General features: G+C 73.7%; 22 protein-coding genes. 13 read left to right on the forward strand and 9 right to left on the reverse strand.

What is annotated here, in order from left to right:
• Window positions 1-30 precede the first annotated feature (30 nt).
• Genes ACFPGP_RS12210 through ACFPGP_RS12220 form a run of 3 tightly spaced genes read left to right on the forward strand, consistent with a single transcriptional unit; the run spans window position 31 to window position 2,097 of the window.
• Window positions 31-198: a DUF3117 domain-containing protein gene (locus ACFPGP_RS12210; protein ID WP_378590472.1), complete on the forward strand. Its 168-nt coding sequence runs from the start codon at window positions 31-33 to the stop codon at window positions 196-198.
• A 7-nt stretch (window positions 199-205) separates the two neighbouring features.
• Entirely contained in the window at window positions 206-1,762 is a 1,557-nt protein-coding gene (locus ACFPGP_RS12215) for a leucyl aminopeptidase family protein (RefSeq protein ID WP_378590474.1), read from the forward strand.
• A complete protein-coding gene (locus ACFPGP_RS12220) occupies window positions 1,759-2,097 on the forward strand; it encodes a hypothetical protein (protein ID WP_378590476.1) in 339 nt (112 codons plus the stop codon). The genes ACFPGP_RS12215 and ACFPGP_RS12220 overlap by 4 nt, the downstream gene beginning before the upstream one ends.
• A 1-nt stretch (window position 2,098) precedes the next feature.
• Here ACFPGP_RS12220 and ACFPGP_RS12225 read toward each other — a convergent pair whose 3' ends face one another.
• Window positions 2,099-2,710, reverse strand: coding sequence for an O-methyltransferase (locus tag ACFPGP_RS12225; RefSeq protein ID WP_378590478.1), 612 nt, complete (start codon window positions 2,708-2,710; stop codon window positions 2,099-2,101).
• Window positions 2,711-3,029: 319 nt separating this feature from the next.
• Between ACFPGP_RS12225 and sigE the strand changes: the two genes are divergently transcribed.
• The 3 genes from sigE (at window position 3,030) to ACFPGP_RS12240 (ending at window position 5,534) form a co-directional block, all read left to right on the forward strand.
• Window positions 3,030-3,647, forward strand: a complete 618-nt coding sequence (gene sigE / locus ACFPGP_RS12230) for an RNA polymerase sigma factor SigE (protein WP_378590568.1) — start codon at window positions 3,030-3,032, stop codon at window positions 3,645-3,647.
• Window positions 3,644-4,105 (forward strand): anti-sigma factor family protein, encoded by a 462-nt coding sequence (locus ACFPGP_RS12235; protein WP_378590480.1) that lies wholly within the window; start codon window positions 3,644-3,646, stop codon window positions 4,103-4,105. The genes sigE and ACFPGP_RS12235 overlap by 4 nt, the downstream gene beginning before the upstream one ends.
• Before the next feature lie 67 nt (window positions 4,106-4,172).
• The gene (locus ACFPGP_RS12240; RefSeq protein ID WP_378590482.1) at window positions 4,173-5,534 is read left to right on the forward strand and encodes a S1C family serine protease; all 1,362 of its coding nucleotides are present in this window, start codon (window positions 4,173-4,175) and stop codon (window positions 5,532-5,534) included.
• A gap of 21 nt (window positions 5,535-5,555) precedes the next feature.
• On the opposite strand, the gene ACFPGP_RS12245 is transcribed toward ACFPGP_RS12240, so the two are convergent.
• Window positions 5,556-5,849 carry a helix-turn-helix domain-containing protein gene (locus ACFPGP_RS12245; protein ID WP_378590484.1) on the reverse strand — a complete coding sequence of 98 codons (294 nt, stop codon included), beginning with the start codon at window positions 5,847-5,849 and terminating at the stop codon, window positions 5,556-5,558.
• A 100-nt stretch (window positions 5,850-5,949) separates the two neighbouring features.
• On the opposite strand from ACFPGP_RS12245, the gene ACFPGP_RS12250 reads away from it, so the two are divergent.
• Together ACFPGP_RS12250 and ACFPGP_RS12255 are read left to right on the forward strand one after the other, a co-directional pair.
• Window positions 5,950-6,612: a hypothetical protein gene (locus ACFPGP_RS12250; RefSeq protein WP_378590486.1), complete on the forward strand. Its 663-nt coding sequence runs from the start codon at window positions 5,950-5,952 to the stop codon at window positions 6,610-6,612.
• A complete protein-coding gene (locus ACFPGP_RS12255) occupies window positions 6,612-7,874 on the forward strand; it encodes an AAA family ATPase (RefSeq protein ID WP_378590488.1) in 1,263 nt (420 codons plus the stop codon). The genes ACFPGP_RS12250 and ACFPGP_RS12255 overlap by 1 nt, the downstream gene beginning before the upstream one ends.
• On the opposite strand, the gene ACFPGP_RS12260 is transcribed toward ACFPGP_RS12255, so the two are convergent.
• Both ACFPGP_RS12260 and ACFPGP_RS12265 read right to left on the reverse strand, forming a co-directional pair.
• Window positions 7,837-9,192 (reverse strand): hypothetical protein, encoded by a 1,356-nt coding sequence (locus tag ACFPGP_RS12260; RefSeq protein ID WP_378590490.1) that lies wholly within the window; start codon window positions 9,190-9,192, stop codon window positions 7,837-7,839. The two genes, ACFPGP_RS12255 and ACFPGP_RS12260, sit on opposite strands and share 38 nt — an antisense overlap.
• On the reverse strand, window positions 9,189-9,557 hold the full coding sequence (locus tag ACFPGP_RS12265; protein ID WP_378590492.1) for a hypothetical protein: 369 nt from the start codon (window positions 9,555-9,557) through the stop codon (window positions 9,189-9,191). The genes ACFPGP_RS12260 and ACFPGP_RS12265 overlap by 4 nt, the downstream gene beginning before the upstream one ends.
• Before the next feature lie 109 nt (window positions 9,558-9,666).
• On the opposite strand from ACFPGP_RS12265, the gene ACFPGP_RS12270 reads away from it, so the two are divergent.
• From ACFPGP_RS12270 to ACFPGP_RS12285, 4 genes are read left to right on the forward strand one after another with little or no spacing between them, the layout of a single operon-like run.
• A complete protein-coding gene (locus ACFPGP_RS12270; protein WP_378590494.1) occupies window positions 9,667-11,133 on the forward strand; it encodes a WS/DGAT/MGAT family O-acyltransferase in 1,467 nt (488 codons plus the stop codon).
• Window positions 11,130-11,477, forward strand: coding sequence for a DUF6912 family protein (locus ACFPGP_RS12275; protein WP_378590496.1), 348 nt, complete (start codon window positions 11,130-11,132; stop codon window positions 11,475-11,477). The genes ACFPGP_RS12270 and ACFPGP_RS12275 overlap by 4 nt, the downstream gene beginning before the upstream one ends.
• A gap of 31 nt (window positions 11,478-11,508) precedes the next feature.
• Complete coding sequence (pruA, locus tag ACFPGP_RS12280) at window positions 11,509-13,134, forward strand: L-glutamate gamma-semialdehyde dehydrogenase (RefSeq protein WP_378590498.1); 1,626 nt, start codon at window positions 11,509-11,511, stop codon at window positions 13,132-13,134.
• Window positions 13,135-13,145: 11 nt separating this feature from the next.
• Complete coding sequence (locus tag ACFPGP_RS12285; RefSeq protein WP_378590500.1) at window positions 13,146-13,400, forward strand: hypothetical protein; 255 nt, start codon at window positions 13,146-13,148, stop codon at window positions 13,398-13,400.
• On the opposite strand, the gene ACFPGP_RS12290 is transcribed toward ACFPGP_RS12285, so the two are convergent.
• The gene (locus tag ACFPGP_RS12290; protein ID WP_378590501.1) at window positions 13,385-13,882 is read right to left on the reverse strand and encodes a DUF2505 domain-containing protein; all 498 of its coding nucleotides are present in this window, start codon (window positions 13,880-13,882) and stop codon (window positions 13,385-13,387) included. The two genes, ACFPGP_RS12285 and ACFPGP_RS12290, sit on opposite strands and share 16 nt — an antisense overlap.
• Complete coding sequence (locus ACFPGP_RS12295) at window positions 13,882-14,364, reverse strand: DUF2505 domain-containing protein (protein WP_378590503.1); 483 nt, start codon at window positions 14,362-14,364, stop codon at window positions 13,882-13,884. The genes ACFPGP_RS12290 and ACFPGP_RS12295 overlap by 1 nt, the downstream gene beginning before the upstream one ends.
• A 95-nt stretch (window positions 14,365-14,459) precedes the next feature.
• On the opposite strand from ACFPGP_RS12295, the gene ACFPGP_RS12300 reads away from it, so the two are divergent.
• Window positions 14,460-19,334 (forward strand): NAD-glutamate dehydrogenase, encoded by a 4,875-nt coding sequence (locus ACFPGP_RS12300; protein WP_378590505.1) that lies wholly within the window; start codon window positions 14,460-14,462, stop codon window positions 19,332-19,334.
• A 92-nt stretch (window positions 19,335-19,426) separates the two neighbouring features.
• Here ACFPGP_RS12300 and ACFPGP_RS12305 read toward each other — a convergent pair whose 3' ends face one another.
• From ACFPGP_RS12305 to ACFPGP_RS12315, 3 genes are all read right to left on the reverse strand, one after another.
• The gene (locus ACFPGP_RS12305; protein WP_378590507.1) at window positions 19,427-20,485 is read right to left on the reverse strand and encodes a hypothetical protein; all 1,059 of its coding nucleotides are present in this window, start codon (window positions 20,483-20,485) and stop codon (window positions 19,427-19,429) included.
• A gap of 128 nt (window positions 20,486-20,613) precedes the next feature.
• Complete coding sequence (locus tag ACFPGP_RS12310; protein WP_378590508.1) at window positions 20,614-20,916, reverse strand: WXG100 family type VII secretion target; 303 nt, start codon at window positions 20,914-20,916, stop codon at window positions 20,614-20,616.
• Window positions 20,916-21,236, reverse strand: coding sequence for a WXG100 family type VII secretion target (locus tag ACFPGP_RS12315; protein ID WP_378590510.1), 321 nt, complete (start codon window positions 21,234-21,236; stop codon window positions 20,916-20,918). The genes ACFPGP_RS12310 and ACFPGP_RS12315 overlap by 1 nt, the downstream gene beginning before the upstream one ends.
• Window positions 21,237-21,321 lie beyond the last annotated feature (85 nt).

Here is a 21,321-nt window from a genome sequence, read left to right on the forward strand (position 1 = left end):
GCCTGGATCGCAGAAAAGTGAGGTGCGCGGATGGCCGCGATGAAGCCCCGGACGGGCGACGGCCCGCTGGAGGTCACCAAGGAGGGCCGCGGCATCGTGATGCGTGTGCCTCTCGAAGGCGGTGGCCGGCTGGTCGTCGAGCTCAACGCCGAGGAGGCGGGCGCCCTCGGCGAGGCCCTCAAGGACGTCGTCGGCTGATCCGGCCGTGACTCCCCCCGCTCCCTCCCTCCCCCCTCAGGTCTCACCCCCGGAGTTCGCGCTCAGCGCCCTGCCCCCGCACGCGCTCGGCGGCGTCGAGTGCGTGGCCGTCCCGGTGGTGGCCGACGGCGACGCGGTCCTCCTCGGACCCGGTGCCGACGAGATCGCCCGCACCCACGACCTCGACCTGCTCGCCGCCCTCGAGGCGACCGGATCCTCCGGGTCGGCGGCGAAGCCCGGTGCCGTGGTCACGGTGCCGGTGGTCCCCGACGACCCGTCGGCGCCCGCGCGAGCGGTGCTGCTGGTCGGCGTCGGCGGCCACACGCCCGACGAGCTGCGCCAGGCCGGCGCGGCGCTGGCGCGGGCCACCCGCGACCGGGCGAGCGTCGCCACCTCAGTCCCCGCCCTGGCCGAGACCGACGCCGCGTTCGAGGCGTTCGTGGTCGGCATGATGCTCGGCTCGTTCGCCTTCCACTGGCGCTCGCAGCCGCCCGAGCACACGCCGGTCGCCCGGGTCGTGCTGGCGGGGCTGGCCGAACCGCGGGGGCTGGCGCCGGTGCTCGACCGCGCGCTCGCCGTCGGCGGTGCCGGCTGGCGGGCCCGGATGCTGGCCTCGGTGCCGTCCAACCTGAAGACGCCCGCGTGGCTGGCCGACCAGGCCGTGGTCGCCGGCGAGGAGGCCGGCGTCGACGTGCGCGTCAGCGACGTCGCCGACCTGACCCGCCGCGGGTTCGGCGGCCTGCTCGCCGTCGGGCGCGCCGCCGCGGCGCCGCCCCGCCTCGTCGAGATGACCTACACCCCCCGCGGTCGCGGTGGCCGCAGCGCGCCGCGCGTCGTGCTGGTGGGCAAGGGCATCACCTTCGACACCGGCGGCCTCTCGATCAAGCCCGGCGAGGCGATGGTCAACATGAAGCGCGACATGACCGGCGGCGCCGTCGTCATTGCCACCATGGCCGCGCTCGCCGCCGTCGAGTGCCCGGTGCGGGTCACCGGCCTCGTCGCCGCGGCCGAGAACGCCGTCGGCGGCGACGCGATGCGCCCCGGCGACGTCGTGCGCCACTACGGCGGGCGCACCACGGAGGTGACCAACACCGACGCCGAGGGCCGGCTGGTCCTCGCGGACGCGCTGGCCTACGCCGTGGACGACCTCGGCCCGGCCGCCGTCGTCGACGTGGCGACGCTGACCGGCGCGATCAAGGTCGCCCTCGGGCTGCAGACCGGCGGCTTCTTCGCCAACCACGACGGGCTGGCCGGGCGGATCTCCGCGGCGGCGCGGCAGGCCGGCGAGCCGCTCTGGCGGTTCCCCCTGGTCGCCGACTACGAGGACAAGCTCTCCTCCCACGTCGCCGATGCCGACAACGGACCGAGCGGGCCCGGCGCGATCATGGGCGCGCTCTTCCTGCAGCACTTCGTCGGGTCGGTCCCGTGGGCCCACCTCGACATCGCCTCGGTCGGCGACGCGCCGCAGGACCGCCACGAGTGGACCGCCGGCCCTACCGGCTTCGGCGCGCGGGCGCTGCTGGCCTGGCTCGGCTCCGAGAACCCCCTGGAGGGAGTCCGATGAAGGGTCTGACCGTCCGCTGGTCGCTCGCCGACGCCGAGGCCGGCGTCGAGGAGCGCCTTGCGGCGTACGTCGCGGACAGCTCGCACGCCCGCTTCACCGGCATGGAGGGGCTGGCCTACAAGACCTGGCGGATGCGGCCGGGGGAGTGGTTCGAGGGCTGCTACGTCTTCGAGTCCGACGAGGCCCGCGCGGCGTTCCAGGCGTCGTTCGAGGAGACCGCGGCGGAGTCGCCGGGCTCGCAGATCATCGGCAGCCCGCCCGTGCAGGTCGAGCCCTGCGACGTCGTCGCGATTGCCGAGGGCGCGGCCGGCTTCACCCCGGCCGCCCGGGCCTGACTCAGGCCTCGCCCGGCTCGGGCGACCACTCCTTCTTGGCGACGAGCAGGCCGTCGCCGACGGGCAGCAGGGCCGAGACCAGCGAGTCGTTCTCCGCGATCTCCCGGCCGAGCTCGCGGATCACGACGGTGTCCTCGTCGCGCTGCGCCGGGTCGGCGACGCGGTCGTGCCACAGGGCGTTGTCGAAGGCCACCACGCCACCGGGGCGCAGCAGGCGCAGCGCCTCGCGGAGGTAGGCGGTGTACTCGGCCTTGTCGCCGTCGCAGAACACCAGGTCGTAGTGGCCGTCGGTGAGCCGCGGCAGCACGTCGAGCGCCGCACCGGGGATGGTGCGCGCGCGCTGCGGCGCGATGCCCGCGTCGGCGAAGGTCTGGCGGGCCAGCCGCTGGTGCTCGGCCTCGATGTCGACGGTGGTGAGCACGCCGTCGGACCGCATGCCGCGCAGCAGCCACAGGCCGGAGACGCCCGTGCCGGTGCCGACCTCGACGACCGCGCGGGCGTCGAGCACCGAGGCGAGGAAGCGCAGGGCAGCGCCCGCGCCCGACCCCAGGGGGACCACGCCGACCTCCTGCGCGCGCGCCCGGGCGGCGGCGAGGACGTCGTCCTCGGCCACGTGGTTCTCGGCGTAGGACCAGCTGGCGGCCGAGATCGGCTCCGTCGGTGTGCTGATGGCGACCTCCTGGGTCCGGCGGGTGAGGCGACACTACCGCGCACGAGCCGCACCGCCGCGCACCCCGGCGCGGTCACGACGGGTCCACGGGAGGAACTCGGGCAACCTGGCCCTGGGGGAACACCGGGCCCGCGTCGTACGTTGGTCGCAGCAGAGTTCGCAGACATTTCACAGGGTCCTCTCAGGCCCTGTCCCTAGGTTGAGGAGCCAGACGCTGTTCGGTCAGGCCGCGCGGTCGCGCGAGAAGGAGGCTCCGGTGGAGATCACCGACCCCAGGACCCCTGGGGACGCCGAGGGCGCCACCGGCGACGTCCCGACCTGGGACGAGGTCGTCGAGCGCCACTCCGACCGCGTCTACCGGCTCGCCTACCGCCTGACCGGCAACCGCCACGACGCCGAGGACCTCACGCAGGAGGTCTTCGTCCGCGTCTTCCGCAGCCTCTCGACCTACACCCCCGGCACGTTCGAGGGCTGGCTGCACCGGATCACCACCAACCTCTTCCTCGACCAGGCGCGCCGCAAGCAGCGGATCCGCTTCGACGCGCTCTCCGACGAGCGGGCCAGCCGGCTGACCAGCAGCTCGCCGGCCCCGGACGTCGCCTACAGCGACCAGACCTTCGACGACGACGTCGAGCGCGCCCTGGCCACCCTGCCGCCGGACTTCCGCGCCGCCGTGGTGCTCTGCGACGTCGAGGGTCTCTCCTACGAGGAGATCGCGGAGATCCTCGGGGCCAAGCTCGGCACCGTCCGCTCCCGCATCCACCGTGGCCGCGCCCAGCTCCGCCAGGCGCTCGCGCACCGGGCGCCGCAGGAGGGGCGGGCCCGCTACAGCGGTCCGTCCACCGGTCCGGTGCCCGTGGCGCGGGGCGGGTCCGCGTGATCGGGCACCTCGGCGCGCGCGTGAGCGCGCTGCTCGACGGCCAGCTGCCGGCCGCCGAGGCGGAGCGGCTGTGGGCGCACGTGCACGCCTGCCACGCCTGCCGCGACCTCGTCGAGCGCGAGGGCTGGATCAAGACGCGGCTCGCCGGGCTCTCCGGCGCTGCGCCGGCCCCTGACCACCTCAAGGGCTCGCTGCTCGGGCCCGGTGCCCTCGGCGCACCCGTGGCGGCACACCACGACCCCGGCCTGCTGCGCCGGCACACCGGCCTGGCCGTGCTCGGCGGCGGCGCCGTCGGCGTCGCCGTGCTCGGCGTGGTCGCGCTGGGCCTGGCCGGGCCCGACGCCCCCGTCGACCGCCGGCCGCCGGTCACCGACATCGGCCAGAACGGCGGCGCGCGCACGGTGCCGACCTCGGCGTTCCCGACGCCGCTGCCGAGCTCGCCCCACCGCTCCCGCTGAGCGGGCACCGGGCGGCGCGACCGGTCCACCCGGGCGCGATTTCGCCCCGTGGGCGACACTGGTGCACGTGACCGACCCCGACGACCGCAGCGAGGACACCGCGCCCCTCGCGCACGTCCCCGGGGCGGCGCCCCCGGCCCCACCGGCCCCGCTGTCCCCGTCGGCCCCGGTGTACGACGCGCCGGCACCGCCCGCCCCCCAGCCGGCCGGCCCCGGCCAGTCCTGGCTCCCGCCGACCACGCAGCCGCGTCCGGGCAGCTGGGCGCCGGTCACCCAGCCGCTGGCCCCCTCCTACGCCGCACCGGGCGCCCACGCCACCCCGCGTGGCCGGGTGCCCGGGTGGCTCTGGCCGGTCGTGTGCTGCCTGGCGCTGCTGCTCGGCGTGGTGGGCGGCGTCGTGGGTGGCGCGGTCTTCGAGCGCGTGAGCAACGGCGGTGACGGGCTCTTCGCCGGTGGTCTCGACGACGTCGACACGGTCTCGGAGGCCCCGCTCCCCGCCGGCAACGGCTCCGTCGCGGCGGTCGCCCGCGAGCTGCTCCCGAGCACGGTCCAGATCTCCGCGTGGTACGACGGGCAGCAGGGCGGCGCGACCGGCTCCGGCTTCGTGCTCGACAAGCAGGGACACGTGATCACCAACAACCACGTCGTCGAGGCGGCCGCGGAGAACGACGGCCCGATCGAGGTCGTCGACCAGGACGGCAACCGCTACGACGCCGAGGTCGTCGGCCGCAGTCCGGTCTACGACCTCGCCGTGCTGTCGGTGCCGAAGGCGCGCGGCATGCGTCCGGCCTCGCTCGGCGAGTCCGAGGTGCTGCGCGTGGGTGACTCGGTCGTGGCCATCGGCTCACCGCTGGGGCTGAGCTCGACGGTCACCGCCGGCATCGTGAGCGCGCTCGACCGGCCCGTCACCACCGGCGACTCGGCCAACGACTCGTCGTACATCAACGCGGTGCAGACCGACGCCGCCATCAACCCCGGCAACTCCGGCGGTCCGCTCGTCGACCTGCAGGGCCGCGTGGTGGGCGTGAACAGCGCGATCGCGACGACCGGCGGGTCGTTCAGCGGCGAGCAGTCGGGCAACATCGGGGTCGGCTTCGCGATCCCGATCGAGCAGGTCAAGATCACCGCCGACCAGATCCTCAAGACCGGCGAGGCGCGCTATCCGGTGATCGGCGCCAAGGTCCGCACCGGCGACACCAGCGGTGACGGCGCCCGGATCGACGAGGTCGTGTCCGGCACCCCGGCCGACGAGGCCGGCCTGCAGGAGGACGACCTGGTCACCGCCGTCGAGGGCGACCGGGTCACCGACGGCATCGCGCTGATCGTGGCCATCCGCACCCACCAGCCGGGGGAGACGATCGAGTTCACCGTCGTCCGCGACGGCCAGGAGCGCACCGTCGACATCACGCTCGGCGCCGAGGTCGGCTGACCGCCGCCCCGGGCGGAGGCGTCAGGAGAGCTCCGGCTCGCCGGCCCCGGCCTGCTCCGCGGTCGGCTGGTCCGCCTGCTCGTCGGCCTCGAACGGGTGCCGGCTGACGTAGTCGTCGGTCTCGCGGTAGAGCTGTGCGATGTAGTCCTCGAGCCGGCTCGCCTCGACCCGCCACTGGCCGCGTCCCCCGAGCTTGATCGCCGGGAGCTCGCCGCGCCGGACGAGCGCGTAGACCTGGGCGACCGACGTGTTCAGCACCTCGGCCACGTCGGCCAGCGTGAGGAAGCGGGGCGATCCCGCGGACGGTTCGGGCACGCCCCCATCGTCCCACCCGGGAGGACCCGCGTGGTGCCGGGTCGCAGGGGCTGTGGACGAGCGGGTTTCGGATCCGGGGCGCGGCGGCATGATCACCGCCGTGAGCACCCGCACCGAGGAGCCCGTCGCCCGCGAGGCGCCGGCCGCAGTCCGTCCCGCGGCCGCCGGCTGGCGTGACCCGCGGCTGTGGATCGGGGTCGCGCTGGTGGCGGTCTCGGTCGTGGCAGGGGTCCGCGTGGTCGGGGCCGCCGACGACACGGTCGTCGTGTGGGCCGCCCCCGAGGACGCCGGCGCGGGGGCCGTGCTGACCGCCGACGACCTGGTCGCCCGCCGCGTGCACTTCGCCGACGAGGCCGACCTCGCGCAGTACTGGACGGCCGCCGACGCGCTGCCCGCCGAGCTGCACCTCACCCGCGCTGTCGGGGCGGGTGAGCTGCTGCCGCGGGCAGCGGTCGGCGCCGAGGACGTCACCGGCTCGGTCTCGCTGCCGCTGGCGGTCGACCCGGCCCTGGTGCCTCCGGGGGTCGAGCCCGGCTGGGTCGTCGACGTCTACCTCGGCGGCGACGAGGTGCCGGGTGCCGGCACCGGTGACCCGGTGCTCGCCGGGGCGACGGTGCTGGAGGCGCCCGCCCTCGACGACGTGCTCGCGGTCAGCGGCCGTCGGCAGGTGGTCGTGGCGGTCGACGAGGCCGACGCCGCGACGTACTTCCGCGCCACCGGGGCGGTCACCGACCCGGTGCTCACCGTGGTGCGCCGCGGCTGATGGCCGTCGTCGTGCTGGTCCTGGCCGGGGGCGCCGGGTGGGAGTCCGGTGCACTGGCCCGCCTGCAGGGCCGCCGCGACATCGTGGTGCTGCGCCGCTGCGTCGACGTCGACGACCTGCTCGCCGCCGCGGGCTCGGGCCAGGCCGACGTGGCCGTGGTGGGCCTCGACGCCGACGGCCTCGACCGTCCCGCGGTCGACCACCTGCGCCACCACGGCGTGCGCCCCGTCGCCGTCGTCGCCTCCGGGCCCGCGCTCGACCAGGGCGCACTCCACGCCAGCCGGATCGGGGTGAGCGCCGTCGTCGCCGACGACGACCTCGCCGCCCTCCCCGACCTCGTGCTGGCCGGCGACGAGCCGCCGGCGACGGCGGTGCGCGGGCTCGAGGGCGCACCGTCGCCCGACGCGGCCGGGCGCGTGGTCGCGGTGTGGGGCCCGGCCGGCGCCCCCGGGCGCACCACGGTGGCGGTCGGCACCGCCGCCGGCCTCGCGGCCCGCGGGTTGCCCACGGTGCTCGTCGACGCCGACCCCTACGGCGGCGCGGTGGCCCAGCAGCTCGGCGTCCTCGACGAGGTCTCGGGGCTGCTCGCCGCGGCGCGGGCCGCCGCCGAGGGCTGCCTGCCCGAGCGGCTCGGCGGCCTGGCGCGGTCGCTGGGAGGCAGGCTCGCGGTGGTGACCGGGCTGCCCCGTCCCGACCGCTGGACCGAGGTCCGGCCCGGCGTGCTCGAGCACCTGCTGGAGGAGGCCCGCGGGCGGGGCCACGTCGTGGTCGACACCGGCTTCAGCCTCGAGCTCGACCCCTTCACCGAGGCGTCGGGCCGGCCGGGCCGCAACCAGCTGACCCGGAGCGCGCTCGAGGTGGCCGACGAGGTGGTCGTGGTCGGTACCGCGGACCCCGTCGGCCTCACCAGGCTCGCCCGGGGGCTGGTCGAGCTGCGCGAGGTGACCCGCGGGGCGCCGGTCCGCGTCGTCGTCAACCGGTCGCGCCCCACCCTGGGCTGGGACGATGCCGAGGTGGCCGGCATGGTCGAGGGCTTCACCCAGCTGGCCGGCCTGCACTTCCTGCCCGACGACCGCGCCGCGGCGGACCGCGCGCTGGTCACCGGACGCCCGGTCGTCGAGTGCTCCGACGGCCCGCTCGCGCGTGGCCTCGGGGAGCTCGCCGACGCCCTCGCACCCGCCCCGGCTGCGCCCGCCGCGCGGCGGGTCGGTCGGGTCGCCCGGGTCAGGCGGCGAACAGCAGGTACAGCCCGCCCACGGTGAAGATGATCATCGCGGCGAGCAGCGGGAGCTGACCGGTCAGCTGGTGACGTCGGGGCAGCAGCCGCACCGCGCGGTCGTGCGCCGCGATCACGCCGAGCACGTGCCCGCCGACGACGAAGGCCACCTTCGACACCGCCAGGAACGTCGGGTGGTAGGAGAGCCAGTAGTTGACCTGCAGGTTCCCGGTGCCGAACCAGTTGTCACCGCGGCTCAGCGGGTCGCTGGCCAGGATCAGCACCTGCTGCCCGTACTCGACGAGGTAGGTCAGGTAGTGGGCGAACACGTAGCCGACGATGATCGGCACGATCGAGTGCGCGAACTGGCGGGGGAGCTGCCACCGGTCGGTGCCCGGCGCGACGCCCGTCGTCATCGTGCCGACGGTGAAGATCACGCCGACCCCGACGCAGAAGCCGAGCAGCGCGAGGTTGTTGAGCACGTACGGCGAGGTCGAGGTGTTCTGGATGACCTGCAGCCACCGCGTCGACTCGCGGAAGGAGTCGAAGCCGGTGCTGCCGAAGAGCACGGCCAGCACCGCGACCAGCCCGGCGCGCGGGACCGTGGTGTCGAGGTTGGCCAGGGGGCTGCGGACGACGAGCTGGTCGTCGCGGCGCCCCCACACCGACAGCTTGGCGACCAGGCTGGAGTAGACCTCGAACGGGTCGGCCCGCTCGTAGAAGGTGTTGCCGAAGACCGCGCCTCCCACCAGCATCACCGCGGCGTACGCCGCCAGCCACAGGCGCACGGGTCCCAGCTCGGTGCCGTGCGGGTAGACCAGCTCCATCCAGACGAAGGCGTAGAGGCCGAGTGCGGCCGGCCAGGTCCCCAGCCAGTCGGGGTAGTCGTACAGGCCCTGGTCCGGGTCGCTGCCCGAGACCTTGGCGAAGGCCCAGTTCACGGTGCGGGCCGGGCTGATCGCGCGCCACACGGGGCCGAGCAGCAGCGAGAGCGGGACCAGCCCGATCCACCACCACACGTAGAAGATGCCGAAGACCGGGTTGGTCAGCAGGTCCTTGCCGAACACCGCCGCCAGCGCGACGTACGCCGCGGCGAGCACGCCGAGCACCCGCAGGACGATCGCCCAGCCGTGCGAGTCGACGATCCGGGAGAGCCACGCCGGCGCGGGGCGCCCGCTCGTGCGCTCGTCCCAGCGCGGCTCGCGCCAGGCCACCGCGAGCACGGTGAACGACACCACGAGGGCGGCGACCGCCCCCGCGATCGCCAGCCCCGGCGAGATCGGCAGGTCCTTCGCGCCGCCGATGCCGTGGGCCCAGACGTCCTGGCCACCCGGCGCGCCCGAGACCACGGCGTGTGGGCTCACTGCACCTGCAGCTGGACGACGACCTTGTCGAGCGTGTGGTCCTCGATCTCGACCACGCCGGGCATGGTGATCGCGTCGACCTCGAGCTTGGTCTGGCCCACGCCGTAGGAGAGCTCCTGCTCGGGGTCGGAGTGGACGTGCAGCTCGCCCTCGGCGTCGGAGTCGACCTGCAGCTCGATCGGCTGGTCGACGGCGACGTCGACCCGCTCGCCGTTCGGGTCGATCGTGCCGTCCTTGACCGTGATGGTGATGACCTTGGGCGTGAGCTCCTCCTCGACGGCCGGGTCCTCGTCGCCACCGCAGGCGGTGAGGGCGGGCAGGGCACACAGGGCCAGGGTCAGCAGCACGGCGGCTCGGCGCTTCATGGGTCCTCCTCCAGACGCAAGACGTGCGGCGCCCCTGGCGCCGCCTCTGTCAGAATCCCATGCAACACCACGCCCGACGCACCCGGATCCCTCAGGGAGGATGGACACGATGACCCAGCGGCTCCGGCCACGTGACGTCGTGTTCCTCGCGGAGGAGACCCCCGCCACCCCTCTCCACAACGCCACCGTCGAGATCTTCGACCCCGGCGAGTCCGGCCTCGACCACGCCCGCCTGGTCCAGCTGATCTCCGAGCGGATCTCGTTCGTGCCGCGCTACCGGCAGCGCGTGCAGGTCGTGCCGGGGCGGCTGGCCAACCCCGTGTGGGTCGACGACGAGGCCTTCGACCTCGCCTACCACGTGCGCCGCTCTGCGCTGCCGCGCCCGGGCACGCTCGACCAGCTGCGCGAGTTGGTGGCCCGCATCGTCTCGCGCCCCCTCGACCGCAACCGCCCGCTCTGGGAGGTGTACGTCGTGGAGGGCCTCGCCGGCGGCCGCCTCGCCCTGCTCTCGAAGTCGCACGTGGTGCTCGTCGACGGCGTCGAGACCGTCGACCTCGGTCAGGTGCTGCTCGACGTCAGCGAGCAGCCCAAGACGCTCGGCTCCGACCCGTGGCACCCGCACGGCAGCCCCTCGCCGCTCGGCCTGATCTCCGGCGCGGTCAAGGACTCCCTCGACCGGCCCGGCACCGTGCTCGACACCCTGCGCACCAACACCGGCTCGCTGCTCCGCGGCGTCGAGGGCGCGACCACGCGGATCGGCACGGTCGCGGGTGCGCTCGCCGGCCGCCGCCCGACCAGGGTGAGCCCGATCTCCGGCGAGCTGTCGCAGCAGCGCCGGGTGGTCGCCGTGCGCACCGACCTCGCCGACTACCGCACCATCCGCAAGGTCCACGGCGGCACCGTCAACGACGTCATCCTGGCCACCCTGACCGGGGCCTTGCGCGGCTGGCTGATGAACCGTGCCGAGTCGCTCGGCGGGCTCAAGGAGATCCGGGCGGTGGTCCCGGTCTCGGTCATCGACGAGGAGCTCGAGGCCACCTCGCTCGGCAGCCAGATCGCCGCCCACCCGGTGAAGCTCCCCGTCGGCGAGGCCAGCCCGGTCGTCCGCCTCCACCAGGTCTCCTACTCCTTCCAGGCCCACCAGGCGACCGGGCGGGCGGTCGCCGCGAACCGCCTCGCCGGCATCGCCGGCTTCGCCCCGGCCACCTTCCACGCGATCGGCTCGCGGGTCGCGGCCGCGGAGCTGCGCCGTGACGCCCAGCTGGTCATCACCAACGTCCCCGGTCCGCAGTCGCCCCTCTACGCCGCCGGCGGACGGATGACCGAGACCTACCCCGTCCCCCCGCTCACCGCCGGGCACGCGCTCGCGATCGGCGTGACGTCGTACGACGGGTCGGTGTTCTACGGCATCACCGCCGACCGCGACCTGCTGCCGGACGCGGACGTGCTCGGCCAGTGCGTGACCGAGGCGCTCGACGAGCTGCTCGACACCGCGACGGGCGCGCGTCCGCGGGCGCCGCGGGGGCGGCGCCGCACCCGGGCGGCGCGCGACGCTGACGCGGCGGACCCGTCGTGAGCGTGCGGATCTACCTGCCCAGCACACCGGTGAAGCTGGCGACCTGGTGGGCCTCGGGCGTGGTCCCCGCCGAGGCGGAGCGCTACGTCGCGCCCGACTCGACCGAGGAGTCCGAGTACGCCGCGCTGATGGAGGCGGCGGACGCGTCGACCGACCTGCAGGCGAGTCCCTACCGCCGGGTCGTGGTCGTCGCCGAGGTCGGCACCCCCGACGGCCCGGTGCCCTTCCGCGAGGTCGTGGCCGTGCACGCCGACCCCGAGGCGCGCCCCGGCCGGGCCGATCCCGACGACGACCTCGCGTGGTACGCCGTGCAGGAGATCGAGGACCTGCTCACCGGTTTCTAGGCTCCCGCGGGGTGGGACTAGGGTGCGAGCCATGGACGCGATCACCCACCCGCCGGCACCGGTCAACGAGCCCAACCTGACCTACGCGCCGGGCACCCCCGAGCGTGAGTCCCTGCTGGTCGAGATCGAGAAGCTCGAGCGACGCCCCAAGGACCTCAAGGCGCACATCGGCGGCCGCCGCAAGGCCGGCGGCGGCGCGGAGATCCAGGTCGTCCAGCCGCACGACCACCAGCACGTGCTCGGCGTCCTCAAGGACGCCACGCAGGCCGACGCGAAGGCCGCCATCAACGCCGCGACGAAGGCTGCGCCCGACTGGTGGGCCATGCCGTTCGACGAGAAGTGCGCGATCATCCTCAAGGCCGCCGACCTGCTCGCCGGGCCGTGGCGCCAGCGGCTCAACGCCGCGACCGTGCTCGGCCAGTCGAAGACCGCGTTCCAGGCCGAGATCGACAGCGCGTGCGAGCTGATCGACTTCTGGCGGTTCAACGTGCACTACGCCCGGCAGATCATGGCCGAGCAGCCGATCGCCAACAGCCCCGGCGTGTGGAACCGCACCGACCACCGGCCGCTCGAGGGCTTCGTCTACGCGATCACGCCGTTCAACTTCACCGCGATCGCCGGCAACCTGCCCACGGCCCCGGCACTCATGGGCAACACCGTGATCTGGAAGCCCTCGCCGACCCAGCAGCTGGCCGCGTCGCTGACGATGGAGCTGCTCGAGGAGGCCGGCATGCCCCCGGGAGTGATCAACATGCTGCCGGGCCACGGCCGCGCGCTGTCCGAGGTCGCGCTGGCGCACCCCGACCTCGCCGGCATCCACTTCACCGGCTCGACCCCGGTCTTCCAGCACCTGTGGCGCACGGTCGGCGAGAACATCGCCGGCTACCGCTCCTACCCGCGCATCGTCGGCGAGACCGGCGGCAAGGACTTCGTCGTCGCCCACCCGTCGGCCGACCCCGCCGTGGTGCGCACCGCGCTCGTGCGCGGCGCCTTCGAGTTCCAGGGGCAGAAGTGCTCCGCCGCGTCGCGGGCGTACGTCGCGCGGTCGGTGTGGAACAAGATGCGCGACGACTTCATCGCCGAGGTCGAGGCGATCTCGGTCGGCGACCCGACGGACTTCTCCCACTTCATGGGTGCGGTGATCGACGACCGGGCCTTCGCCAAGCACAAGGCGGCGATCGAGCGCGCGAAGCGCTCGCGCAAGCTGCAGGTGCTGGCGGGCGGCCAGACCGACGACTCGGTCGGCTGGTTCGTGCGCCCGACCGTGGTCGAGGGTGACGCGACCGACGAGATGTTCTCCACGGAGTACTTCGGCCCGATCCTCGCCGTCCACGTCTACGACGACGGCGACTTCGAGAAGGTCGTCGCCCAGATGGAGTCGTTCGCGCCGTACGCCCTCACCGGCGCGATCATCGCCCAGGACCGCGCCGCGATCGCGTGGGCCCGCGGGGCGCTCCGCTTCGCCGCCGGCAACTTCTACATCAACGACAAGCCGACCGGCGCCGTCGTGGGCCAGCAGCCGTTCGGCGGCGGGCGCGCGTCGGGCACCAACGACAAGGCCGGTGCCGCGAGCAACCTGCTGCGCTGGACCAGCCCGCGCAGCATCAAGGAGACGTTCGTGCCGCCGACCGACTACCGCTACCCCTACATGGGCTGAGCGCCACGGCCGTGGACGAGCGCCTGCTGCCCGCACTGCAGCTGACCCCCCTGCACCTGGGGGCGCTGCACGCGTGGGAGCAGGCGCTCACCCTTGCGCTGGCGTTCGGGCCGTTCCTGCTCCTGGGCGGCGTGATCTGGTGGCGGCAGCGGCACGAGCCGCCGGAGGGAGCCGACCCGCCGGAGGGGCCGGCTGAGTCGCGGGCTCCCGAGCCACCGGGAGCCGCGCCGACCGGTGACGACCGGACGGATCAGCCGGCGAGGTAGTCGCGCCCGGCCCGGGCCTCGGCGTCGAGCGCCTTGATCAGCAGGTCGGCGATGAACCCCTCGAGCCTGCCGCCGACGAGCGGGATCGACACCTTGACCGTGAGGTCGACGGTCTGGGTGGTCCGGCCGCCGGACTCGTGCAGCCGCGAGGTGCCGGTCATCTCGCCGGGCTTGCCGGGGATGCTCCAGGTGAGGTCGGCGGTGGTGTCGTCGCGCCACGACTCCCGCTGCACGATGTGGATCTCGTCGCCGACGAACTTGGTCGCGAACGACGGGATGCCGCGCGCGGCCTGCACCTGGTCGACGCTGACCCGCGTCCCGGCGCCGACCACCTCGGCGTCCGCCGGCTCGATCGCGACGGTCGCCCGCAGCACCCGCTGGCGCTCGCAGACCGCCTCGCGGAAGGCGGGGTCGGCGAGCATCGCCGCCACCTCGGCCAGCGCCGCGTCGTAGGTGAGGTGGTGCCGGACCTGCTTGGCCATCAGCGCTCGCCCCGGAGCCAGGCCTGCCCGACGCCGTGCTCGACGTCCATGCCGTGGCGGACCTGGTCGGCGAAGACGCCGGCGATCTTGCCGCCGACGACCGGGATCTTCGCCTTGATCTCGAGCTCGACCACCTCGGTGGTGCCGGAGCCGGTCGGCTCGAGGCGGATGGTGCCCGAGCAGCTCGTCGGCTTGCCGGGCGTCTCGATGCGCAGGGTGCCACCGGCCGGGCTGGACCAGTCCTCGATCTGGAGGGCCCGGGTCGTGTCGCCGAAGAGCTTGGTGGCGAACGCCGGGAGGCCGGCGGTCTTCTGCACCTGGTCGTTGGTCAGGGTGAAGCCGTCGCCGGTGCGCTCGAGCACGACGTCCGCGGACACCACGTCCATGGCGGCGCTGACGGCCTCGCGGAACGCCGGGTCGGCGAGCATCTCGAACACGTCGGCGGGACTGGCGTCGTAGGCCAGCTCGTGGCGGAAGTCCATGGGCGACATCATGGCGGAGGCGCTGCCACGCGGGCTACCGGCTGCAGCGGCGTGCCCGTGTTGTGCGCCCCACAGGGGGGTCCTAGTGTCATCTTGTGACCACCTCGCTCGACCGGGAAAAGCACGACCTCCTCGACAGGGCGATCGACCTGGCGCGCAGTCGCCGGAGCGCCGGCGGCCCTCCCCAGGAGACCGTCGACCTGCTGATCCGGGCCTACTACCGCCACGTCGCGCCCGAGGACGTCTGCGACCGGTGCGACCTCGACCTCTACGGCGCGATCGCCTCGCACTACAAGCTGGGCCGGCACCGGCCGCAGGGCACCGCCTCGGTGCGGGTGTTCACGCCGAGCATGAGCAACGAGGGCTGGAGCGCGGGCGGCCACTCCGTCGTCGAGGTGATCACCGACGACATGCCGTTCCTCGTCGATTCACTGACCACCGAGCTCAACCGCCAGGGGCGCGACGTGCACGTCGTCGTGCACCCGCAGTTCGACGTCGAGCGCGACATCACCGGCGAGCTGCAGGCCGTCCACCCCGTCGACGACGGCTCGACCGCCGCGCACCCGGGTGCCCTGCGCGAGTCGTGGATGCACGTCGAGATCTCCCGCGTCGCCGAGGACGAGGACGTCACGCAGATCGAGGACGACCTCCAGAAGGTGCTGCGCGACGTCCGCGAGTCCGTCGAGGACTGGGAGAAGATGCAGGACCGCGCCCGCGCGATCGTCCGCGAGCTCGACGAGGACCCGCCGCCGCTCGACGTCGAGGAGGTGCGCCAGGGCCAGGAGCTGCTGACGTGGCTCGCGGCCGACCACTTCACCTTCCTCGGCTACCGCGAGTACCGCCTCGTCGGCGAGGGCGACGACGAGTACCTGCGCGCCGTGCCCGGCACCGGCCTCGGCATCCTGCGCGCCGACCAGGACATGTCGGCGTCGTTCGCCAAGCTGCCGCACGCCGTGCGCACCCGCGCCCGCGAGAAGACCCTGCTGGTGCTGGCCAAGGCCAACTCCCGCTCGACCGTGCACCGCCCGGCGTACCTCGACTACGTCGGCGTCAAGGTCTTCGAGGACGGCGAGGTCGTCGGCGAGCGCCGCTTCCTCGGCCTCTACTCCAGCGCGGCCTACACCGAGTCCCTGACCCGCATCCCGCTGCTGCGCGAGAAGGCCGCCGAGGTGCTGCGCCGGATCGGCTTCGACGCCCGCAGCCACGCCGGCAAGGCGCTGATGGACACGCTGGAGACCTACCCGCGCGACGAGCTCTTCCACACGCCCGTCGACGAGCTCGCCCCGCTGGCCGAGGCGGTCATGCACGCCCGCGAGCGGCGCCAGGTGCGGATGTTCATCCGCCGCGACACCTACGGCCGCTACGTCTCCGTGCTCGTCTACCTGCCGCGCGACCGCTACAACACCTCGGTGCGCGAGAAGTTCGCGGCGATCCTCAAGGAGCGCCTCGGCGGCGACTCGCTGGAGTTCACCGCGCGGGTCAACGAGTCCACCACCGCCCGCGTGCACTTCGTCGTGCACCCCGAGCGCGGCGGCCACCTCAACGACGTCGACACCGCCGACCTCGAGCGCCGCCTCACCGAGGCGTCGCGGTCGTGGCGCGACGACTTCACCTCCGCGGTGATGGCGGAGTACGGCGAGGACCGCGGCGCGCGACTGGCCCGGCGCTACGTCAACTCCTTCCCCGAGGCCTACAAGGAAGACTTCGCCCCGGCGACGGGCTCCTTCGACCTCGCCCGGCTCGAGCGCCTCGAGGACGACGGCATCGACCTCGCGCTCTACGAGCAGGTCGACGCCGACCGCGGCGAGGCCAGGCTGAAGGTGTTCCGGGTCGGACCGCCGCTGTCGCTGTCGGAGATCCTGCCGATGCTCTCCTCCATGGGCGTCGAGGTGGTCGACGAGCGGCCCTACGAGCTCGACGGCCTCGGCCGACCGACGTTCATCTACGAGTTCGGCCTGCGCTACGGCCGGGCCGTGCCCGAGCAGGCGCGCGAGCTCTTCCAGGACGCGCTGCGCGCGGTCTGGGACGGCTACAACGAGATCGACGGCTTCAACGCGCTGGTGCTGGAGGCCGGGATCACCTGGCGGCAGGCGACCGTGCTGCGGGCGTACGCGAAGTACCTGCGGCAGGGCAACTCGCCGTTCGCGCTCGACTACATTGAGGGCGCGCTGCGCGGCAACGTCGACATCACCCGCCTGCTGGTCCGCTACTTCGAGGCGCGCTTCGAGCCCGGCAAGAACGGCCTGGCCGCCGACGCCGAGGCCCGCACGCTCAAGGTCGAGGACCTCGCCGGCCGGGTGAAGCGGGCGCTCGACGACGTGGCCAGCCTCGACCACGACCGCATCCTGCGGTCGTACCTGACGCTGATCGGCGCGACACTGCGCACGAACTACTTCCAGGACGGCGAGGACGGCCGTCCGCACACCTACATCTCGTTCAAGCTCGAGCCCTCGCACATCCCCGACCTGCCCGAGCCCCGGCCGAAGTACGAGATCTTCGTCTACTCGCCGCGCGTCGAGGGCGTGCACCTGCGCTTCGGCGCGGTGGCGCGCGGCGGCCTGCGCTGGTCGGACCGTCGCGACGACTTCCGCACCGAGGTGCTCGGCCTGGTCAAGGCACAGATGGTGAAGAACACCGTGATCGTGCCGGTGGGCGCGAAGGGCGGCTTCTTCTGCAAGCAGCTGCCCGACCCGGGCGACCGCGAGGCGTGGCTGGCCGAGGGCATCGCCTGCTACAAGACCTTCATCTGCGGGCTGCTCGACATCACCGACAACCTCGTCGAGGGCAGGACGGTGCCGCCCGAGCAGGTCGTGCGCCACGACGGCGACGACTCCTACCTCGTCGTCGCGGCCGACAAGGGCACCGCGACCTTCTCCGACATCGCCAACGGCGTGGCCAAGGACTACGGCTTCTGGCTCGGCGACGCCTTCGCCAGCGGCGGCTCGGTCGGCTACGACCACAAGGCGATGGGCATCACCGCGCGCGGCGCGTGGGTGGCGGTGCAGCGGCACTTCCGCGAGCGCGGGATCGACTGCCAGGCCGAGGACTTCACGGCCGTCGGCATCGGCGACATGAGCGGTGACGTGTTCGGCAACGGGATGCTCTGCTCGGAGCACATCCGGCTCGTGGCCGCCTTCGACCACCGCGACATCTTCCTCGACCCGACGCCCGACGCGGCGACGTCGTACGCCGAGCGCAAGCGGCTCTTCGACCTGCCCCGCTCGTCGTGGCAGGACTACGACAAGGACCTGATCTCCGAGGGCGGCGGCGTCTTCCCGCGCGCGGCGAAGTCGATCGCGATCTCGGCGCCCGTGCGCACCGCACTGGGGCTCGAGGACTCCGTGACCGCGATGACGCCGGCCGAGCTGATGAAGGCGATCCTGCAGGCGCCGGTCGACCTGCTGTGGAACGGCGGCATCGGCACCTACGTCAAGGCCGTCGAGGAGTCGCACGCCGACGCCGGCGACAAGGCCAACGACGCGATCCGGGTCGACGGGCGCGAGGTGCGTGCGCTGTGCGTGGGGGAGGGCGGCAACCTCGGCCTGACGCAGCTCGGCCGCATCGAGTACGCGCTGTACGGCGCGGACCGCCGCGGTGGTCGGATCAACACCGACTTCATCGACAACTCCGCGGGCGTCGACACCTCCGACCACGAGGTCAACATCAAGATCCTGCTCGACCGGGTCGTCGCCGACGGCGACCTCACGAACAAGCAGCGCAACGCCCTGCTGGCCGACATGACCGACGAGGTCGCGGAGCTCGTGCTGCGCGACAACTACGAGCAGAACCTCGCGCTCGCCAACGCGATGGCCAACGCGCCCTCGCTGCTGCACGTGCACGAGGACTGGATGAAGCGGCTCTCGCGCGACGGCGTGCTCAACCGCGAGCTCGAGGGCCTCCCGACCTCGCGGCAGGTGCGGCGCCGGCTCGAGCGTGGCGAGGGGCTGACCTCGCCGGAGCTGTCGGTGCTGCTGGCGTGGACCAAGATCGTGCTGGCCGACGAGCTGCTCGACTCCGACCTGCCCGACGACCCCTACCTGCACCTCGACCTGATGGCCTACTTCCCGGGCCCGATCCGCGAGGGCTTCGAGCAGCAGGTCGCCGACCACCCGCTGCGGCGCGAGATCATCGTGACCCAGGTCGTCAACGACCTCGTCAACGGTGCCGGCATGACGTTCTGGCCGCGGCTGGCGGGGGAGACCGGGTCCACGGCCGCGGAGCTGACCCGCGCCAACTTCGTCGCGCGCGAGATCTTCGGCTCGCTCGAGCTGCGGCGCGAGCTGAAGACCTGGGACAACAAGCTCGACGCCGCGGTGCAGACCGCGATGCGGATCGAGATGCGCACGCTCGTCGAGCGCGCCTCGCGCTGGCTGGTCACCAACCGGCGCCCCCCGCTCGACAGCCAGGCCACGGTGGACTTCTTCCGCGGGCCGGTGCAGCAGGTCATGGCCGCGCTGCCCGAGCTGATCACGGGGCGCGAGCTGCGGGCCCTCGAGGAGCGGCGCGACCGGCTGGTCGGCCAGGGAGTGCCGCAGGACCTCGCGACGCGCGTGGCGGTGCTCAACCCGGCGTACACCCTGCTCGGGACGGTGGAGACCGCCGACCGCGAGGGCATCGACCCGGCCGAGGTCGCCCGCCTCCACTTCGCCCTCGGCGAGCGGCTCGGGCTCCCGGCGCTGGTGCAGCGGATCCTCGCCCTGCCGCGCGCCGACCGCTGGCAGACCATGGCCCGCGGCGCCGTCCGCGACGACCTCTACTCGGTGCACACCCAGCTCACCGCGAAGGTCCTGCTCTCGACCTCCCCCGACGACTCCGCCCCGGCCCGCATCTCGACCTGGGAGGACAACGACGCCACCGTCGTCGGTCGCGCCGTGCAGACCCTCGAGGAGATCTGCGCCGACGACTCCGCCGACCTGGCCCGCATGTCGGTCGGCCTCCGCGTGGTGCGCGGCCTGCTGGCCACTGGCTGAGGCGGCGAGTGGGAGATAGTCCCCGACGTTCGAGTCGGGTTACCGGCAAGTAAGGCGACTCGAAGGTCGGGGACTACCGGAGGTGGCCGTGCTCACCCGGCCTGGCGCCGGTAACCCAGCCACCGGTTGCGCAGGTCCGGATCGAGGGCGCGCCGTTGCTCGACGGTGAAGGTGGGGATCCACCAGGGCGGCGGCTCGGTGGTCCAGCGGCGCTCGCTCGCGGGCTCGAATCGGGCGCGGCTCCTGGCCTCGAGGATGAGCGCAGCCGTGCGGTCCGGCGACGCGGCGTCGGTGTCGAGCAGCACCACGACCTCCAACCCGACCTCGCGGTAGCGGGCTTCCCGGTCGCGGTCGCGACGCCGTTGCTGCCCCGCGAGGTGGAGGCGACCGTCGTACTCGCCGACCAGTCCGGCCTCCTCGTCGAGCAGGTCGGGCGTCCCGATGTGGCGTCCGTGCAGGTCGAAGACGGGACGGTTGCGCAGGGGCGGAGGCAGCCCGGCCACGACCACCCACACGAAGCCGGCGCCGACCTCCTGCGGCGACCAGCTGTTCTCGTGAGCCAGACCGATCGCCTCCCGGCACTGCGGGATGCCCGTCCAGATCTTGAGGGTCGTGGCGTAGCTCGCGGCCTCGGTGATGCTGACGAGGTCGTCGTACGCCGCCATGTCGAGCGCCACCACGGCGTCGCGCAGACTGGAGGCGTAGCGCATCAGGTAGCAGACCGAACGCGCGGGCACGGTGATCGGCAGTCCGTCCACACGGATGATCTCCCCGGGACGGATGAACTCCTCGCTCACCTCGATGCCCGCCTGCGCCCGGATCTGCTTCGACGGCGCGACGACCGTCACCGGGAGCCGCGCCCGCCCGCCCCGGGTGAGCCCGTCGAACCACACCCCGCCCTGCCAGCGCAGCGCCGCCCACCCCGTCACGGCGCCGCCCTCGGGCACCACGGCCGCTGCTTCGACGATCCGCTGCTCGACGTCCTCGTCGCTCACCGTCGAGGGCACGTACTGCCCGCGACTGGTACGCCGCCAGCGAGTACTCCGCGCGCCACGCTTGGTCGGCCCCTTCCTGCCCTCCGGGTCGATCCGCACCGGCATGCACAGGTCTGATCGCTCCAGACGCCAGTAGCCGTTGGGGGACGAGTGCATGCCGAGAGCATCGACCCTCCGAGGGGGCTGCGTTGCTGCCTCTCCACAGCCTCGGTAGTCCCCGACCATCGAGTCGCCTTACCCGTCAGTAACCCGACTCGAACGTCGGGGACTACCGCAAGAGCCCGTCAGCAGAACGACGACCAGTCGGCCAGGTTGGCGTGGGCGGCGGAGGTGTAGTGGCCGTGGGCGGAGCTGGCGGCCGACCGCAGGCGGGTGAGGGCGTCGCGCATGGCGCGCAGCCCGCGGTCCCACTCGGCCTGGGCGGCGAGCTGGGCGTCGGCGGCCAGGCCCGACCACGCGCCGTGGAGGAGGTCGACCTCGCGGTCGACCTCCGCGGCGAGCGCGGTGAGCTCGCGCTCGCAGGCGGCGACGTCGGCCACGAGGTCGTCGAGCGCGTCGAGGTCGACGGCGAACGAGTCGCCCCCCATCAGCCGAGCCGGTCCGCGAGGCGGGCGGAGACGCCGGCGAGCGTGCCCGCCGCGGCGTCGTCCTGCGCCACGAGATCGCGCCCGACCGCGTCGAGGAGCACGGCCATGGCGGCGAGGCCCTCGCGCACCTCGGCGGCCGCGTCGGTCCACTCGGCCCAGGCGTCGGCGAAGGTGTCGGCCGCCCGGCCCCGCCAGCCGGCCGCCAGGAGGCCGGTGACCCGGGCGTCGATCCGGTCGCGGTCGGCGGCGAGGCGCTCGGACGCCGCGGCCACCGCGCCGCGGCACCGGTCGTACGGCGCGTGGTCCAGGAAGAGGGTCATGGTCGGGCCTCCGGAGGTCGGGCGAGAGGGTCGGCGTCCTCCTGTCCGTCGGGTCCGGCGCGCAAACCACCCCGGTCGCCGGCTT

The organism is Nocardioides taihuensis (assembly GCF_042657275.1).
Classification (GTDB): domain Bacteria; phylum Actinomycetota; class Actinomycetes; order Propionibacteriales; family Nocardioidaceae; genus Nocardioides; species Nocardioides taihuensis.

Coding starts and splice junctions, on each gene's coding strand:
- ACFPGP_RS12255 (WP_378590488.1), top strand. CDS start 6,612: ATGGCCGTCGTCGTGCTGGTCCTGGCCGGGGGCGCCGGGTGGGAGTCC.
- ACFPGP_RS12265 (WP_378590492.1), bottom strand. CDS start 9,557: ATGAAGCGCCGAGCCGCCGTGCTGCTGACCCTGGCCCTGTGTGCCCTG.
- ACFPGP_RS12305 (WP_378590507.1), bottom strand. CDS start 20,485: ATGCACTCGTCCCCCAACGGCTACTGGCGTCTGGAGCGATCAGACCTG.
- ACFPGP_RS12295 (WP_378590503.1), bottom strand. CDS start 14,364: ATGGACTTCCGCCACGAGCTGGCCTACGACGCCAGTCCCGCCGACGTG.
- ACFPGP_RS12290 (WP_378590501.1), bottom strand. CDS start 13,882: ATGGCCAAGCAGGTCCGGCACCACCTCACCTACGACGCGGCGCTGGCC.
- ACFPGP_RS12220 (WP_378590476.1), top strand. CDS start 1,759: ATGAAGGGTCTGACCGTCCGCTGGTCGCTCGCCGACGCCGAGGCCGGC.
- ACFPGP_RS12315 (WP_378590510.1), bottom strand. CDS start 21,236: ATGACCCTCTTCCTGGACCACGCGCCGTACGACCGGTGCCGCGGCGCG.
- ACFPGP_RS12210 (WP_378590472.1), top strand. CDS start 31: ATGGCCGCGATGAAGCCCCGGACGGGCGACGGCCCGCTGGAGGTCACC.
- ACFPGP_RS12270 (WP_378590494.1), top strand. CDS start 9,667: ATGACCCAGCGGCTCCGGCCACGTGACGTCGTGTTCCTCGCGGAGGAG.
- pruA (WP_378590498.1), top strand. CDS start 11,509: ATGGACGCGATCACCCACCCGCCGGCACCGGTCAACGAGCCCAACCTG.
- ACFPGP_RS12310 (WP_378590508.1), bottom strand. CDS start 20,916: ATGGGGGGCGACTCGTTCGCCGTCGACCTCGACGCGCTCGACGACCTC.